Raw genomic sequence first — 16,323 nt, 5'->3', positions numbered from 1 at the left:
CGCGATCGACCGGGCCCCACCGGGCGGCTCAGGAACCTGGTGGCGTGTATCCGACGCTGACCGACCCGTCGCCCCCGCTGATCGCAGCCCGGTGGACGGCCCCGTCGGCCCAGCGGACGGAGACCACGAAGCCGTCACCGACTGCGGCCCGCCCGACCTCCGCCTCCGCCGCCTCATCCAGCGGCGGGGGCGCCGGCTCCGCCGTCAGGCGCGCGAGGCAGACGAAGACGTCCCCCTGCTCGGCGTCGGTCGTCTCACCCGACAGTGCGGGGGTGAGCGCCTGCCGGGAGTAGGCGGTGGCCACCCGCGGCCGGGAGGAGGCCGTGGCAAGCCCGGTGCCGGGTGCCAGCTCCGAGCGCACCTCTTCTCCACCGGCCCACCCGGTCTGCACGACCTGCGTACCCGGCGCCGCGTGCCGCACGACGTGGACCCGTACCTCCGCCGCCCCCCGGACCAGCACCACGCTGCTGACGCGGGCCTCGTCGACGAGGTGCCGGGACGCCGCCCAGCCGGGACCCGTGCCCATCGGCTCGATACCCGTGCGGGCGGACACGCCGCCGCCGCTGCCGACCAGGCCGAAGTGGTTGTCCGGCCAGGCTCCCCGCGGCGCCGGCCCGGTGGCGGTGGAGTACGCGAGACGGGTGTAGTAGGGGTCGTAGCGGACGTCCTCGCTGCCGTGGTTGTGGAGTCGTACGAGGCCGTCGGCCACCGTCGACTGGAGCAGCCAGTTGGGCACCGCCAGCGGAGTCACCGCGTCGCCGCGCTCCGCAGGTGCGGGCTCCTCGACGGCCGTCCAGGCCGCGTGGCCGGCGGGCAGCAGCAGGCCCAGGAACGCCTTGCTCGCCCAGTACGGCGAGGCGGGGCCCGAGTAGCCCTGGAGTACCCCGTCGTACGGGCCGTGCCAGCCGAGGGTCAGCAGGCCGGTACGCGGGTCCACCGCGCCCCGGTCCAGGAAGTAGCGCAGCGCGCCGGAGGCCAGCCGCCGGGTCATGCCCGGGGCCGCCGGGGTGTGCCCGGTCAGCGCGCCGAGCCAGAGCGGGGCGACGGTGGCCATCCGGTAGGTGAGCGAGCGCCCCTGGTGCATCGGTGCTCCGTCGGCGCCGAAGTAGGAGGGGTAGCTCCGGAGGTGGTCCCTCAGGCGGCTCCCGTAGCGGTCGAGGAGCACCGGGTCGTCCGACAGCCAGGCTTCGAGCACCGGGTAGAGGTGCATGGCCCAGCCGTTGTAGTAGTCGAAGGCGCGGCCGGCGCCGTCGGTGTACCAGCCGTCGCCCTCGTACCACTCCTCGATGCGGGTGAGCCCGCGGTCGACGGCCGCGCGCGCCGCGAGCCTGTTCTCACCGGTCTCGGCGAGGAACCCGCCGACGGTCGCGGGGAACATCTCCCAGTTGCACGGCCAGGGCTGCGCGTCGAGCGCGTCGGCGAGCCAGGCGGTGGCGCGTTCCCGTACGTCGTTGTCGAGCCTGTCCCACAGCCAGGGCCTGGTCAGCCGCAGGGCGAGGGCGATCGAGGCGGCTTCGACGAGGGGCTGGCTCCGGTCCCGGATCAGCGGCCAGTCCTCGGGACCGTCACCGCCGGGGGTGAGTGTCCCGGCGGCGAGGCCGTCGGCGTAGCGCTCCATGAGCCCGGCGGGGTCGGCCCCGCGCGCCCCCGCGACCCGGAAGGCGGCGAGCAGGAAGGTGCGCGCGTAGCCCTCCAGGCCGTCCGACCGGCTTCCCGACCAGCTGTGCAGGTCACCGGGGAAGTGGAACAGCGCCTGGCCCGGGGTGGCATACGCCCGGGTGGCGGCGAGCAGCTGATCGGCCGCCAGCTCCCAGTGGGCGCGGGTCCAGCCGGTGTACGGGCTGAGCTCACGGTTCTCCTGCACGCCATTCCTCCGAAGTGTGGGTGCCCGGCTGCCCGCCCCTGGGCGCTCTGATCACCGGCCAGCGCTCCAAGATCCGCCGCGGCGGACTGCGGGAAGCGGGAGCGGTGTGCCGGTGCCGGCAGACACCGCCCGGATGCGGGCACGCCTGAGCCCCGCTTGGCCCGGGTGGAGCATTGCTAGAATGGTTACGTAAACATAATCAGGCTGATCCTGACAGCGCGCCTGTCGTGAGGTCAAGAGACCTGCCGGCACGGGCCGTGACGAAGAAGGGGCCGTGGTGACCGACGCCACCAGCGCAGCAGCGGGAGTCCCCCGGCCGGTGCGCTCCAGCCGCACCCGCCCTGGCCGGCGCACCTCGATGGCCGACGTCGCCCGGCACGCCGGTGTCTCCTCACAGACGGTCTCGCGCGTCTCCAACGGGGACGCGGCCGTGGTCGAGTCGACCCGGCGACACGTACTGGCCGCGATGGAGGAGCTGGGCTACCGGCCCAACAGCGCCGCACGGGCCCTGAAGCGCGGCGAGTTCCGCACCATCGGCGTCATCCTCTTCACCCTCTCCACGACCGGGAACATGCGCACGCTGGAGGCCATCGCCAACTCGGCGGCCGACGAGGGGTACGCCGTCACGCTGCTCCCGGTTGCCGCCCCGACGCAGGACGACATCCGGGGCGCCTTCACCCGGCTCGGGGAACTCGCGGTGGACGCCATCATCGTGATCATGGAGGTGCATCTGCTGGACACCGCCAAGGTGTCGCTGCCGCCGCACATCCAGATCGTCGTCGCCGACTCCGACGCCGGTGACCGCTACAGCGTCGTCGACACCGACCAGGCGGGCGGCGCACGGACCGCCGTACGCCACCTGCTGGAGCTCGGCCACCGCAGTGTGTGGCACCTCGCGGGGCCAGCGGAGTCCTTCTCCGCGCAACGCCGTGCCGACGCGTGGCGGGCGACGCTCGAGGAAGCAGGACGGGAAGTGCCGCCCGTGCTGCACGGTGACTGGTCCGCGGAGTCCGGCTACCGCGCCGGGCTCGCGCTGGCCGAGGAGGCCGACTGCAGTGCGGTCTTCGCGGCGAACGACCAGATGGCGCTGGGGCTCCTGCGTGCCTTCCACGAGGCGGGCAGGAGAGTGCCCGAGGACGTCAGCGTGGTGGGCTTCGACGACACCCCCGGCTCCGGGTCCTTCTTCCCCCCGCTCACCACCGTCCACCAGGACTTCGCCTCGGTCGGGCGGCAGTGTGTCGAAGGCGTGCTGCGGCAGATCCGCAACGAGGAAGCCGAACGCGGCACCACTCTCGTACCCACCCGGCTCGTCGTTCGCGAGAGCACCGCCGCCGCGGCGGCCCGCAGGGGCTGAGGGCACCACTCACCACCCTCGCTGCCCTCGCTGCCCAGCCGACCGGGCCGCATCCGCTGTCCGGCGTCAGACCGCCTCGGCCAGCTGCCGGATGAGCGCCAGCGACTCCACGCTGGGCTGCACCGGAAAGTATTCGAGCCCGAGACGGCCCTGGTAGCCGAGGTCCCGCAGGGCGCGCAACTGCTGCGCCCAGTCGATGTCTCCGGTCCCCGGCTCTCCGCGCCCCGGGCAGTCCGCGATCTGTACGTGCGAAACGAGACCGATCGCGCCCTGAAGCACCTCTGCGGGCGACTCGCCCATGGCGACCGAGTGGTAGAGGTCGTAGAGGAGCGCCACGTCCGGGGAGTCCACTCCCCGTATCACCTCAAGGCAGTCGGCAGTCACGTCGAGCAGCGAACCCGGATGGTCCACCCGTGTGTTGAGGTTCTCCAGCACGAGTGTCACTCCCTCCCCGGCGATGAGGTCGGCGGCCTTTCGCAGGACGTCCACCAGCGTCGCGTGCTGCTGCGCCCTCGTCCGGGACGGCAGACCGGCTCCGGAGGTGATCACGAGCCGGGGGCAGCCGAGTTCCTTTGCCCGGTCGGCTGAGGCGCGTACGCCCGCCAGGAACGACTCGTGCTCCTCCTCGAGTGCGAGCCGTGCACGAGGTTCCACGATCATGGTGCACAGGTCCAGCCCGGTTTCCGAGAGGGCACGCCCCAGACGGGGCAGGTCCTTGTCGGTGGCGCTCCAGATCTCCACGGCGGTACAGCCCGCGTCCGCGGCGGCACGCACCCGGTCCCCGTAGTCGTCACCGGCCTCCGTGAACAGCAGCTCCAGGTTCGCCGACAACTCGTACATCCGCTCGCTCCTCTTCCGCTGGCCATGCGGCCCCGGAACACCCCGGTGCCCACGGCGATCTGCCCACTTCTCGCCGTGCCTACGGCCCTCCCCGCCCACTTTCTCCCTCGTGGAGGCGAAGGCACGGCCGCGCCGACGGCCGCCGGGCCGGATTCCGCAGGACCGGATTCCGCCGGACAGGCCCCGGGACGGGCCGGGGCGGTCCGGACGGGAGGCGGCCGGACCGGTCAGGCGTCGATGATGACGGGGATGATCAAGGGCTTGCGCCGGTGGGTCCGGAAGGCCCATGAGGCCACTGCCCGGGCGATCAGCTGTTCGAGCTGATGCGCGTCCCCGACCCCTTCCTCCGCCGCCTTGGCAAGGGTCTTCTCGATCACGGGGACGACCGGCTCGAAGGTGGCATCGTCATGGACGAACCCGCGGGCCAGGAAGTCCGGCGCCTCGGCGAGCGCACCGGTGTCGGCGTCGACGATGGCCACGACGGTGACGACGCCCTCCTCCGCCAGGGTGACGCGGTCCTTCAGCGATGCTTCGGTGGCACCGCCGACGGTCATGCCGTCCACATAGACATAGCCCGCGGACACCTTGCCGGTGATCGACGCCCGGCCGTTGACCAGGTCGACGACGACGCCGTCCTCGGCCATGATCACCCGGTCCGGGTCGAGTCCCGTCCGGATGGCGAGCTCGCCGTTGGCCTGCAGATGGCGCCATTCGCCGTGCACGGGCATGACATGGCGGGGCTTGACGATGTTGTAGCAGTAGACGAGTTCACCGGCGCTCGCGTGTCCGGAGACGTGCACCTTGGCGTTGCCCTTGTGGACGACGTTGGCGCCCCAGCGGGTCAGTCCGTTGATCACCCGGTAGATGGCGTTCTCGTTGCCCGGGATCAGGGAGCTGGCGAGCAGCACGGTGTCGCCCTTGCCGATGCGGATCATGTGGTCGCGGTTGGCCATCCGCGACAGTGCGGCCATCGGCTCCCCCTGCGACCCGGTGCACACCAGGGTGATCCGGTGGTCCGGCAGTTTCTCCAGTTCCTTGAGGCTCACCACCAGGCCGGAGGGGACCTTGAGATAGCCCAGCTCACGGGCGATACCCATGTTGCGGACCATCGACCTGCCCACGAAGGCGACCTTGCGGCCGTGCTCGTGCGCGGCGTCCAGCACCTGCTGGATCCGGTGTACGTGGCTGGCGAAGCTGGAGACGATGACGCGTCTCGGCGCGGTGCGCATCACCTGCTCGATGGCGGGGTTCAGCTCGCGTTCGGAGGTCGTGAAGCCGGGTACCTCGGCGTTGGTGGAGTCGGTGAGGAACAGGTCGACGCCCTCCTCACCGAGACGGGCGAAGGCGCGCAGGTCGGTGATGCGGTCGTCCAGAGGGAACTGGTCCATCTTGAAGTCACCGGTGTGCAGCACCATCCCGGCGCCGGTGCGGATCGCGACCGCGAGACCGTCCGGGATGGAGTGGTTGACCGCCACGAACTCGCATTCGAAAGGCGCGAATCCCCGGCGGTCGCCCTCGCGCACCCGCACCGTACGGGGCTTGATGTTGTGCTCTTTGAGCTTGGCCTCCACGAAGGCCAGTGTCAGCTTCGAACCGACGATGGGAATGTCCCGCCGCTCACGCAGCAGATAGGGGACACCGCCGATGTGGTCCTCGTGGCCGTGGGTCAGCACCACGGCCACGATGTCGTCAAGGCGGTCACGGATGGAGGAGAAGTCGGGGAGGATCACGTCGACCCCGGGCTGGTGCTCCTCGGGGAAGAGCACGCCGCAGTCGACGATGAGCAGCTTCCCGGCGTACTCGAAGACGGTCATATTGCGGCCGATCTCGCCGAGGCCGCCCAGGGCGACGACTCTCAGCCCTCCCTCGGGCAGCGGCTTGGCGGGTTTCAGCTCAGGATGCGGATGGCTCATACCGTGACGCTACCGGAGGGTCCCTGCTCAGCTCGCGCTGGTACCCTACGGCCGTTTCGCGAAGCGGCGCGCACGCAGCCGCTGCGACCAGCCCGCGGTGCGAGAATCACGAGCCTGCTCGCGCCCGGCGGCTGCAACGCTGAGCCGCGTTTCCTGCTCCTTCTCGGTGGCAACGGCCCCGGCGGAGAGCAGCGTCGCACCGGCCAGGCCGCCCCAGAGGGCGGCCGGGCCGTGAGGTGCGAGAGCGGTGATGGCCACCGGGGAGACGGCGAGGCCGAAGCCCGTGGAGAGCTGGAAGCGGGCGAGGGCGCGTCCCAGGACATGGGCCGGGGCGAGGGCGGTGACGAGCGCCGTGGCGCTGCCTGCATAGATGATCTCGCCGAGGGTGCAGACCACGGACACCGCGGCGACGACCGGGGCACCCCAGCCGTGTCCCAGGAAGTTGGCCGCGAGGAAGCCGAGGTAGGACGCGGTGAGCACCACGCCGGCGATTGCCAGCACGGACCGGCGGGGGAAGCGGGACATCCAGGCGGTGACCGGAACCTGCAGGGTGACCACCAGCACCGTGTTGGCCACAAAGATGGCCCCCGACCACACCGGGGAGGCGTGCATCTGAGTCACCAGGACAAGAGGAAGCGCGATTTCGGGGACGTTGAGGCAGAAGACGTAGATCACGTTGGCGGCCAGAAGCGCGCGCATCCGGGGTGCGGGCTCGTCGTCCCTGCCCTTGGCCGCGGCAGCGGCCGGATGAGCGTGCACGTGGACCGACCACGCCAATGCCGCCGCGGCGAGGTAGGCGAGCCCGGTGACGGCTGCCAGCGCCTGCAATGCGGTGGTGCCGCCCGCCAGGCATGCGGTGGCGAGGAGTGCACCGGCGCCCATGCCGGCGTTGCGCAGGGCGCGGCCCCCTGCGAGGGCGGCGTCGCGTTCCCGGCCGTGGGCGACCGTGGCCACGAGGGCTGCATGGGCGGCCGGCCATGCCTGGTTGCCGATGCCGAGGAAGAGCGCCGCCGCCGCGAACAGCCAGACGTGCCCCGCCGGGGCGGCCAGCAGCAGCGCCACGCCCAGCACCCGCACCAGCATCGACGCTGCCACGACCGTGCTGCGTGCGCCCCGGTCCAGCCATCGGCCGACCGCGGGCATGCACACCAGACCCACGACGGCGCCGACCGTCATGGCGATGCCGGTGGCCGGCGCGGACAGCCTCAGCACAGACACTCCGTAGAGCAGCAGAAAGGGCCGCAGCAAGCCGGTGCCGAGCGCGTCCACGGCCAGGGCGACGGCATAGCGGGAGCCTCCGGAGGCGCGGACGAGGGCGCGCGGCTGGATCTTGGTGGTGGTTGCCATGGCGACAACGCTGCGTTCGGCCGCCGAGCCGACTATGCCGGTTGACGGACACCGTCAACCGACGCGGTCGTCGGCCATCCGGTCAGCGATGCTGAGGGGATGACGTTGAGGATCGACATCGGCGGCCTGCCGTCCGGGCGACTGCGCTTCGCTGCCTCCCCGCTGGCTGAGCTGACCGCGATGCTGCACGTGCTGGCCGAACCCGCGCATCACCCGCAGCTCGCCGGCTGGGCCGGGGACGTCTGGGCTGGGCTCCGGCCGGAGCTGGCCGAGCGGCTCAGGGAAGCGGAGTTCCTCTGGCGTTCCTCGCGAGCCGACTTCCTGGTCCCCGCTCGTCCCCGGCCCACCCTCGCCGAGGAGTTGGACAATGTGGACCGGATCGACGATGAAACCTATGTGGCCGCCGCGCTCATCACCACGTGCGGCAGCAACCGGGTCCACTTCGCCGCGCCGTCGCCGCTCGCCGACGCGACTGCGCGCGAGCGGGCCCTGGACCTGGCCCAGGCCCGCGGCGCGCTCCAAGAGGCCTTCGCGGAACGGCTGCTCGCGGACCCGGCCGTCGTGCGGGCGCGGGTGCGCCACACCCTCGAACAGTGCGCCGAGGCATTCTTCGACGCCGCCTGGAGGGGCGTCGCCGTGCAACTCGCCACCGATCTGCGCCTGAAGAACGACCTGCTGAAGCGCCAGGGCCCCGGGCCGGCACTCGCATCGGTCTCCAGCGCCGTGACCCTGGCGCCGGACGGCAACTGCATCATCGTGGACAAGCTGCAGGACAAGGCGACGGCCGCCCACGGCACCGGGGTCACCTTCATCCCCAGTGTCTTCGGCCGCCCGCACCTGGTGGTGGTCCACGCGCCCGGGTGGCAGCCGGTGGTGCAGTACCCCGTGGCCGAGCCGAGTCCATCAGAGCCGGTATCGCTGGAAACGGTCACACTACGTCTGGAGGCACTCGCACATCCGGTACGGCTGCGGCTGCTGCGCACCCTGGCCCGCGGTCCGCACACCACCGGTGAGCTGGCCGACGCCTGGGAACTCTCACCCCCTGAGGTTTCCCGCCACCTCGCTGTCCTGCGCCGCGCGGGTCTGCTCACGGCACGGCGACACGGTCGCTATGTCCGTTACACCCTCAACCTGTCGGGTCTGACGGCACTGGGGTCCGACCTGCTGGCGGCCGTACTGCGCTGAGCAGGGCTGGGCCGGGCCGTCGTCGATGACGCACAGGCGGTCGATGACGCACAGGCGCGTGCCGGGCATCGCGAGCCGGTGGACCTTTCCGAACGCAGCAGTGGGGCGTGTTTCGAAAGTCCCGCCTGGCCCGCGACGCCTGGCACACACGCTCGCCGCGCTGTCGGAATCGCCCGAGTAGCCCGTTACGAGGGCGGTCCTCCGCCTTGCGAGCACACGCACCAGCCGCCGCGGGCCATACCGGCGCCACTTCTCAAACACGCCCTAGACTGATCGTCGTGACGGGGCATCTTGAGGGACCACTCGACCGCGACTCGATGGTGGCGTTCCTCTCTGCACACGGGGACGGAGTGCTCTCGACGCTCGGCCCCGACGGCTCCCCGCAGTCGGCCTATCTCACCTTGGCGGTCACGGACCGCGGGGAACTCGTGTTCGACGCCCGGGAGGTGTCGCGCAAGGTGGCCAACCTGCGCCGGGACGGCCGTGTGGCAGTGGTCGTCGGCGGCCGCGACGGCGTGACACTGCAGGCCGAAGGTCTGGCAGACATCCCCGCAGGGGACGAGCGACAACGTTGCGCCGACGCATACCAGGATGCCTTCCCCCAGTTCGCATCGTCCCTCCAGGACTCCGCGATCGTCGTCGTCCGGGTGAGAATCGCGTGGGCGCGTCTCGGCGATTTCCGCTCACCCACGGCGGTTCTGCGGGAGACGTCCGGTCCGATCTAGTCAGGGCCCGCGCGCCGCGGAGCGGTGCCGGGATCGCAGCACACCGACGCACGGCACTCACCGCCATCGCCACGTCCTCAGCAGCAGGTTCTGAGCCGCGTCGAAGATCGGGCCCGCGCGTGCGGTGAGGTACGGCAGCAAGCTCGGTTGGTCACCGAGTCCACGAGGAAGGGCATGTCGTCGGTGACGACCTCCACCACCGCTGGGCGAAGCAGTTGGTGGCCAACTGACGAGATCAGCTGACCTGCGCTTCGCCGACGGCCGGGTGTGCGGAGCCCCTGCTCACCCTGCCCCTCGCTCGCCAGAAGTAGCTCGCCGTCCGCGGTAGCCACGAATGCCGCGGGGCCGCGCAAGGGCACACCATATGACCACTGCCGTCAGTGCGGCTGCCGTCATCGCACCCAGCACCGGTGGCTCCGGCCGAAAGCCCAGTGAGAGTCGGGTGCCCATGAAGGTGAGTACGACGACGGGCACCTCCGGGCAGTAGAGCGGAGCCCTGGCGGCGACAACCCGCAGCGCGGCTGCCGCCGCCAGACCGGTCGCGGTCCAGGCCATCAGATACGGCCGCACGTGCCCCGAAGCGGCGAGCGGCATCCCGTACTCATCATGGCCGAGCCGGAAGGACGCGTTGACCCAAGCCAGGCCCACCCCGAGGACGGTGACGGCCGCCACCCACAGGGCGTGGCGCCACAGCGGACCAGGCCGCAGGGACTCTTCGTCCCCGTCGGAGCTCGCGCAGTCGTCAGGGACGGAGAGGCCGGGCGATTCAGTCACACCAGGAAGGACGCGGCCCGGAGAGCGCAGGTTCCCACCCGAAGCAGAGCTCGTCGGCCAGCCGAAGTACCGTGCCGCGGCTGACGGAGATGCCGAGGGATGTCCGCCCGGCGGGCGCCGAGGTTCGACCACCTTCCGCAGCCGTTGACGGCGAAGGTCGTCATGTTCGCACGGCCCGGCCCACAGGCGGCGGGGTGTGATCGGTGCAGGGAGGGCACGTGGTGCAGGAGCGCCAGAGCCGGTCGCCCAGTATGGACCGCGCGCGCCAGTTGCCGAGGACGGATGGCCCTCGTCCTGGGAACCAGGCGTCACCGCGGGCAGGACCTGCCGGAGGAGGTCGCTGATGCAACGGTAGCCACCTGTCGGGGCTTATGGCCATCCCCAGACCGAACGGCCTCAGGCCACATTTCCTGTGCCGGTGCGGCATCGCCGCGGTTGCTGCTCACCCCGCGCTGGAGCGGGCCGTTGGGCCGCGGCGCTCAGCGGTGGTCTCCTCCCCTGGTCGGAGTTGGGGTTTCGACCGTGGGCGGATGACTGAGAGATCACCGCGTCGGAAGCTTCCGGCATGACTTCTTCACGAGCGTTCGTTGGGGGCCCGGCGGCCATCAGGGTCGAAGGGCTGACCAAGCGTTATGGCCGCAGAACGGCAGTCGATGACCTGTCTTTCACGGTCGGGTCCGGAAGGGTGACGGGCTTCTTCGGCCCGAACGGGGCAGGGAAGACCACCGCACTCAAAGCGGTCGTCGGACTGGCGCGGCCGACAGCGGGCCGAGCGTTCGTACGGGGCACGCCAGCCACGAAGCTCAGGTCCGACGCACGCCTGCTCGGCGTGTACATCGAGCCGTGCGGGGCCCATCCCGGCCGAACCGGCAGGGCGCACCTGCGGTCGCTGGCCGCGCTGGCCGGGCTGCCCCGCCGCCGGGTCGGTGAGGTCCTGGAACTCGTCGGATTGGAGGAGGCGGCCCAGGGCAGGGTCGGGAAGTATTCGATGGGCATGCGGCAGCGGCTCGGGCTCGCCGCGGCGCTGCTGGGCGATCCGGAGATCCTGGTGCTGGACGAGCCGGTGAACGGCCTGGACCCGCAGGGCATCCGCTGGTTGCGTACGCTGCTGCGGGATCGGGCCGCGAACGGCGGCACGGTCCTGCTGTCCAGCCACATGTTGGGTGAGGCCGCCCAGACCGTCGACGACGTGATCATGATCGACCGGGGCCGGATGGTCCACGAAGGCACGATCCGGGATCTCGAACGGTCCGGGGCGAGCACCGTCGTCGTGCGCACCGCCGAGGCCGAGCGCCTGTCGGCGCTGGTGGTCGCGGCCGGTGGCCGCACAGGGCGCGATGACGGAGGCGGGCTGCTGGTCGAAGGGCTCGACGTCACGGAGGTGGCACGGCTGGCCCACCGCGACGGCCTCCTGCTGGAGGAGATCGTCCAGCGGACCGCGTCGCTGGAGGATGCGTTCTTCGGCCTCACGGGAGGGGCGGACCGTTGAGCCATCTGCTGCGAGGTGAACTGATCAAGACCATGACCACCCGGACCGTGCTGGGCTTCGCGGTGGGCGGGGTCGCGTTCGCCGTCCTCAACGTCCTGGCGGTCGCGGTGTGGTCGGGCACGCTGGACGAGGTGCCCGAGAAGGAGGAGGCTCTTTCGGCGCTGCCGATCCTGCTTCTGCTCTGGGGATTGGTCGGTACAGCCGGGGAGTACCGGCACCGGACGGCCGCTCCGGCGGCTCTGGTGGGCCGCCGTCACCGCGGGGTCGTGCTGTCGGCGAGAATTACCGCTTACGCGCTGATGGGGCTCCTGCTCGGTACGCTGACGACCATGGTGTCGGTCGGGCTTGCGCTGCCGCTGCTGAGGGACCAGCCGGGTCCCGATCTCACCTCTGGAGACGTCGGTGCCGTCGTGGCGGGCAACCTCGTGGCGTTCGTCCTGTCCGCGATCCTGGGTGCCGCCCTCGGCGCCCTGCTCCGTAGCCCGGTCCTGGGGGTGGTCGTCCTGCTGATCGTGAACTTCGCCGTGATCCCGCTGCTGTCCGGGGTCTCGGAGTCGATGGTCAACCTCACGCCGTTCGGCGCGGCCGGCGTGCTGAGCCGGATGACCCACCACACGACCCTGTCGGTCGTCGAGGCCGGATGGGTACTGGCCGCGTGGACGGCCGCGGTCGCGCTCGTCGCGGTCGTCGTCGAGCGACGGCGCGATCTGGCGTGAACCGGTTCCTGCGGCGTGCCAGGGCGGCGTGCGACCCGCTGGTCGCGCGCCGCTCGGCGCTGTTCGACCTCGCGCTGGCCATGATCACGACCGCGGTGGAACTCGGGGTGTTCTTCGACAGCAACACCCGTGTCGGCGCGCTCCCGGTGGTGGTGACGGTGCTGGTCGGCGCCGCTCTGCTCGGCCGCCGCCGCGCACCCATGGCGGTGCTCGCCACGGCCTGTGCGGGTGCCGCCGTGCTCGTCTGGCTGGGCTACGCGCCGGGCGGGGGGCCCGCCGTGGTCGCCCTCGCCTCGCTCGCCGATCTGCGTGACCGCAGGGTCTCGGGGGCGGTGCTCGTCCCGACGATGCTGTACCTGGAGCTGGCGAGCATCTGCTCACCGCCCCTCTCGATCGGCGCGTGGGCCCTCGGTTCGTACCTGCAGACCCGGCGGCGCTACACCCGGGCGCTGGAGGACCGCGCGGCCACCCTGGAACGCGAGCGTGACCAGCTCGACCAGATCGCGACACAGCGGGAACGCGCCTCGGTCGCCCGCGAACTCCACGACATCGTCGCCCATTCGGTGACCGTCACGCTGATCGGCGTGCGCGGCGCCCGGGACGTCCTGCCGACCGAGCCCCAGGTCGCGGCTGAGACACTGGAACGGGTCGAGGCCAACGCGGAGCAGAGCCTGGCCGAGCTGCGCCGGATCCTCGGCCTGCTGCGCACGCCGGACAGCGGTGCACAGTGGCGACCGCAGCCGTCGCTCGATCAGCTCGCCGAGCTGGTCTCCGGCTACCGGACCGCCGGTATGCCCGTGCGGCTCGAGGTCACCGGCGAGGCCCAGCCGCTGGCCGACGGCCTCGAACTGTCGGCCTACCGGATCGTCGAGGAGGCACTGACCAACGTGCTCAAGCACACCGATCCCAACCAGGTCACGGTGACGCTCGACTACGGCCCGACGCGGTTGGACGTCACGGTCGAGGACGACGGCGGCGGCGGTGTCCCGGTCCCGTCGGTCGGCGGGCACGGCATCCTCGGAATGCGGGAGCGTGCGGCGGTGGCAGGCGGCAGCCTGGACGCCGGCCGGACCGCCGGCGGCTTCCTGGTGACCGCCCGGCTCCCGGTCGGGGACGCGGTATGACCATCCGCGTTCTGATCGTCGACGACCAGGAGCTGATCCGCACCGGCTTCCGGCTGTTCCTGCAGACCCAGGACGACATCGAGGTCGCCGGCGAAGCCGCCGACGGCCACGAGGCACTGACCCAGGCCGCTGCCCTTGGCCCCGACGTGATCCTGATGGACATCCGGATGCCGCGCATGGACGGCGTCGAGGCCACCGCGCGGCTGACCGCCGCCGATTCCTCGCCCCGGGTGCTGATCCTGACGACCTATGACCTGGACGAGTACGTCTTCGGAGCACTGCGGGCGGGCGCGTCGGGTTTCCTGCTCAAGGACGCCTCACGCGACCGCCTGCTGGAGGCGATCCGCGTCGTGCACGCCGGTGAGGCCCTGCTGTCTCCGTCGATCACCCGCAGGATGATCGAGGACTACGCCACCCGCACCGGACCGCTCCGGCCCCGGGCCAAGCTGCTGGACGGTCTCACTCCCCGGGAACGGGAGATCCTCCTCCTGGTGGCCAGGGGCCTGTCGAACCCGGAGATCGCCGCGCACCTGGTCGTGACCGAGGCGACGGTGAAAAGCCACGTGGGCAGCATGTTCGCCAAGCTCCATCTGCGTGACCGCGCCCAAGCTGTGGTATTCGCCTACGAAAACGGCTTCGTACTCCCGGGCAGCTCGGACTGAGCCCGCAACCGCTGCGGCAGACGCCTGAGCGTCCGCGCCGCCGCCGGTGCCGGAGTCGTCATAGTCACGCATCCGCTTGGGCAGGGCGCGGGCCGGACCAGGCGAGTCCGCGAAGCGGGGGTCAGCCCGCCCCGCCGTCGAGCAGCCAGTTGTAGCGCAGCCGCAGCGCCCGCTCCGTGCTGGCCGCCGCAGTAGCGAGCCCGACCACGACGTTGCCCCATGCCGGCAGATCAATGGGCGAGGTAAGCGTCCCGACATACTGGGCGACGCCCTCCGGCGCCCGGGTGACCTGTTCGGCGAGCTGAAGGATCAGGAGAACCAGACCGATGACGAGCACGATCGACGAGAGGAAACCCATACAGCGGCTCAGTGCGGGGTGCTCGCGGTCGAGGCGCGCGCGGCGCCCCTCGGCGGAGTCGGGGTCCGGGACGAGTTGGTGCTCGGCCCCCTCGGCGGCGACGTAGTGGCAGCGCTTGAGCCCGAAGCTGCTCGCCCTTACTTCGACGGTGCCGCCCTGAACGGGGAAGACGGCAGGGACTTTGGACTCGGCGTGATGCCTGCCATCAAGGTACAGGTGGGCCTTGACGTAGCCCTCCGACTGATTCTGATGCTTGACGTCGACGGCGTAGACCGTCTGCCGGCCGTCGTCGTTCATCAGCCGAAGATGGAACAGTGCGCGGGTAAGCATCTGCCACCAGCGGAAACGCTTCAACGGTCGCCCGTCCCCGGGCTTGACCCGCTGCACAGCCCGACGATGCCGCCACTCCTTGAGCATGCCTCTACTCCTGTTGCTTGCTGGGTTCCGCCGCGCAGGCGAGGTCCTCCGCCGGGCGCTGCCCGGTGGTCAGGAACGCGGTCACCGCGTCGTTCGCGCACGTGTTGGGGCCGAACGGATAGACACCGTGCCCGCCCTGGTCGGCCGTCACCATCGTGGCCCGCTTCCCGAACGCCCGCCGCAGATCCTGGGCGCCGACCAGCGGCGTCCCCGGGTCGCGCTCGTTCTGCGCCATGAGCACGTTCGACGGGCCCCGGTCACCGATGCGTACCGGCGGCTCGACCCGCTCGTCCGGCCAGAACGCGCACGGTCCGATGCTGGCCGTGGACCCGCCCAGCATCGGGTATTTCAGCCGGTCGACCGCGACATTGCGCTGATACTCCCGGACCGTCTCCGGCCAGCGCGAATCGCCGCATATCACTGAGAAGCGGGCGGACATGAAGTTCTCCATGTTCGGAAACGGCGGGGTGGGCGGCGGCGGCTGGTCCGTGTCGAGTGCCTGCCAGGTCTTGGCCACCAGGGGCATGTCCGCGTCGCTGTAGAGGCGGTCGAACGTGATCCCGCGGAACGACGTCGCGTCGAAGCCCTGGACCGGTTTCGCCTCCAGCCGCTCCGCGAGTTCGAAGAACTTCGCGGTCACCTGCGCCGGTGTGGTGCCCAGACCGTATTCGGGGTGCGCGGCCGCGAAGGCCGCGAAGGCCGGGAACCTGTCCTCCATTCCACGGGCGAGCAACCGCATGGCCGTGACGTCGTAACCGCCGGGGCCCAGGTTGCTGTCGAGCACGATCCGGTCGCTGCGCTTCGGGAACATCGTCGTGTACACCGCACCGAGGTAGCTGCCGTAGGAGGCACCGAGGTACGAGAGCTCCGGCTCGCCCAGCGCCGCCCGGATCCGGTCCATGTCGCGCGCGGTGTTCGCGGTGGTGGTGTGGGGCAGCATCCACGCCGTCCGTGCGGTGGCGCACTGCTCGGCGATGGTCCGCGCGTTCGGCGCCTCCCGCGCGACATCGGCCGCGGTGTGCGCGTACGGCGGGACGTTGCCGCGTGCCTGCTGCTCCGGCGTCAGATCGCAGGTCACCGGCGTGCTGCGGCCGACGCCGCGCGGATCTAAGCCGATCAGGTCGTAGGAGTCCAGCACCTTCTGCGGCAGCCCTGAGCCGGCGAGAACGGCCGGGTAGCCGAGTCCCGTGATGCCGGGGCCGCCCGGATTGGTCAGCAGCACGCCGCGGCGCTGCGAGGGTTCCTTGCTCGCCAGCCGGGAGATCGCGATCTCGATCTGTCGGCCGTCCGGATCCCGGTAGTCCAGCGGGACGTCGAGCGTCGCGCACTCCAGACGGGGCAAGGGGGCCTTCGCCGAGGCGACCGCGACCTTCGCCGAGGCGGCCTCCGAGCACGGGCCCCACCGCACGGAGTCCGGCGTCGCCGCCACCGACACTCCCGGAATCGCGTGGGTCGTCGCCACCGCGGTGGCGGCGAGGGCGAGGGACAAGGTTCGGTTCATCTGGTGTCCTCCTGAGGGGTGCACGGGGGCGCCGGAACGGGCGTGCTTGGGAGA

General features: G+C 71.2%; 15 protein-coding genes. 7 read left to right on the top strand and 8 right to left on the bottom strand.

The annotated features are described in order from the left end of the window. Nucleotides 1-28: 28 nt before the first annotated feature. Nucleotides 29-1,864 carry a DUF2264 domain-containing protein gene (locus tag LHJ74_RS27150; RefSeq protein WP_260220899.1) on the bottom strand — a complete coding sequence of 612 codons (1,836 nt, stop codon included), beginning with the start codon at nucleotides 1,862-1,864 and terminating at the stop codon, nucleotides 29-31. Nucleotides 1,865-2,222: 358 nt separating this feature from the next. Here LHJ74_RS27150 and LHJ74_RS27145 point away from each other — a divergent pair, with 358 nt between their 5' ends. Next, nucleotides 2,223-3,218 carry a LacI family DNA-binding transcriptional regulator gene (locus LHJ74_RS27145; protein ID WP_260220970.1) on the top strand — a complete coding sequence of 332 codons (996 nt, stop codon included), beginning with the start codon at nucleotides 2,223-2,225 and terminating at the stop codon, nucleotides 3,216-3,218. Nucleotides 3,219-3,284: 66 nt separating this feature from the next. On the opposite strand, the gene LHJ74_RS27140 is transcribed toward LHJ74_RS27145, so the two are convergent. The 3 genes from LHJ74_RS27140 to LHJ74_RS27130 all read right to left on the bottom strand — a co-directional run bounded on the left by LHJ74_RS27140 (nucleotide 3,285) and on the right by LHJ74_RS27130 (nucleotide 7,318). Further along, nucleotides 3,285-4,058: a hydroxypyruvate isomerase family protein gene (locus LHJ74_RS27140; RefSeq protein WP_260220898.1), complete on the bottom strand. Its 774-nt coding sequence runs from the start codon at nucleotides 4,056-4,058 to the stop codon at nucleotides 3,285-3,287. 227 nt (nucleotides 4,059-4,285) lie between these two features. Further along, nucleotides 4,286-5,971: a ribonuclease J gene (locus LHJ74_RS27135; RefSeq protein WP_260220897.1), complete on the bottom strand. Its 1,686-nt coding sequence runs from the start codon at nucleotides 5,969-5,971 to the stop codon at nucleotides 4,286-4,288. Nucleotides 5,972-6,016: 45 nt separating this feature from the next. Next, nucleotides 6,017-7,318 carry an MFS transporter gene (locus tag LHJ74_RS27130; protein WP_260220896.1) on the bottom strand — a complete coding sequence of 434 codons (1,302 nt, stop codon included), beginning with the start codon at nucleotides 7,316-7,318 and terminating at the stop codon, nucleotides 6,017-6,019. Between the two features lie 99 nt (nucleotides 7,319-7,417). Here LHJ74_RS27130 and LHJ74_RS27125 point away from each other — a divergent pair, with 99 nt between their 5' ends. Continuing rightward, nucleotides 7,418-8,503, top strand: coding sequence for a DUF5937 family protein (locus tag LHJ74_RS27125; RefSeq protein ID WP_260220895.1), 1,086 nt, complete (start codon nucleotides 7,418-7,420; stop codon nucleotides 8,501-8,503). Between the two features lie 278 nt (nucleotides 8,504-8,781). Continuing rightward, complete coding sequence (locus LHJ74_RS27120) at nucleotides 8,782-9,228, top strand: pyridoxamine 5'-phosphate oxidase family protein (protein ID WP_260220894.1); 447 nt, start codon at nucleotides 8,782-8,784, stop codon at nucleotides 9,226-9,228. Nucleotides 9,229-9,305: 77 nt separating this feature from the next. On the opposite strand, the gene LHJ74_RS34520 is transcribed toward LHJ74_RS27120, so the two are convergent. Both LHJ74_RS34520 and LHJ74_RS27115 read right to left on the bottom strand, forming a co-directional pair. Continuing rightward, entirely contained in the window at nucleotides 9,306-9,560 is a 255-nt protein-coding gene (locus tag LHJ74_RS34520; protein ID WP_375546849.1) for a hypothetical protein, read from the bottom strand. Next, nucleotides 9,511-10,002: a hypothetical protein gene (locus LHJ74_RS27115; protein ID WP_260220893.1), complete on the bottom strand. Its 492-nt coding sequence runs from the start codon at nucleotides 10,000-10,002 to the stop codon at nucleotides 9,511-9,513. The genes LHJ74_RS34520 and LHJ74_RS27115 overlap by 50 nt, the downstream gene beginning before the upstream one ends. Nucleotides 10,003-10,567: 565 nt before the next feature. On the opposite strand from LHJ74_RS27115, the gene LHJ74_RS27110 reads away from it, so the two are divergent. The 4 genes from LHJ74_RS27110 to LHJ74_RS27095 are packed head-to-tail and all read left to right on the top strand — an operon-like array spanning nucleotide 10,568 to nucleotide 13,993. After that, nucleotides 10,568-11,491, top strand: coding sequence for an ATP-binding cassette domain-containing protein (locus LHJ74_RS27110; protein WP_260220892.1), 924 nt, complete (start codon nucleotides 10,568-10,570; stop codon nucleotides 11,489-11,491). Then, nucleotides 11,488-12,207 (top strand): ABC transporter permease, encoded by a 720-nt coding sequence (locus LHJ74_RS27105; RefSeq protein ID WP_260220891.1) that lies wholly within the window; start codon nucleotides 11,488-11,490, stop codon nucleotides 12,205-12,207. The genes LHJ74_RS27110 and LHJ74_RS27105 overlap by 4 nt, the downstream gene beginning before the upstream one ends. After that, nucleotides 12,204-13,331, top strand: coding sequence for a sensor histidine kinase (locus tag LHJ74_RS27100; RefSeq protein WP_260220890.1), 1,128 nt, complete (start codon nucleotides 12,204-12,206; stop codon nucleotides 13,329-13,331). The genes LHJ74_RS27105 and LHJ74_RS27100 overlap by 4 nt, the downstream gene beginning before the upstream one ends. Beyond that, nucleotides 13,328-13,993: a response regulator gene (locus LHJ74_RS27095; RefSeq protein ID WP_260220889.1), complete on the top strand. Its 666-nt coding sequence runs from the start codon at nucleotides 13,328-13,330 to the stop codon at nucleotides 13,991-13,993. Before LHJ74_RS27100 ends, LHJ74_RS27095 begins: the two co-directional genes overlap by 4 nt. Before the next feature lie 121 nt (nucleotides 13,994-14,114). Here LHJ74_RS27095 and LHJ74_RS27090 read toward each other — a convergent pair whose 3' ends face one another. Together LHJ74_RS27090 and LHJ74_RS27085 are read right to left on the bottom strand one after the other, a co-directional pair. Further along, nucleotides 14,115-14,768 (bottom strand): hypothetical protein, encoded by a 654-nt coding sequence (locus LHJ74_RS27090; RefSeq protein WP_260220888.1) that lies wholly within the window; start codon nucleotides 14,766-14,768, stop codon nucleotides 14,115-14,117. 4 nt (nucleotides 14,769-14,772) lie between these two features. Next, entirely contained in the window at nucleotides 14,773-16,269 is a 1,497-nt protein-coding gene (locus LHJ74_RS27085; RefSeq protein ID WP_260220887.1) for an alpha/beta hydrolase, read from the bottom strand. Nucleotides 16,270-16,323 lie beyond the last annotated feature (54 nt).

Source organism: Streptomyces gossypii, from assembly GCF_025165795.1.
Lineage (GTDB): Bacteria > Actinomycetota > Actinomycetes > Streptomycetales > Streptomycetaceae > Streptomyces > Streptomyces gossypii.
The sequence above is the reverse complement of the archived record's forward strand: the minus strand, read 5'-3'. Positions and strand labels throughout refer to the sequence as shown.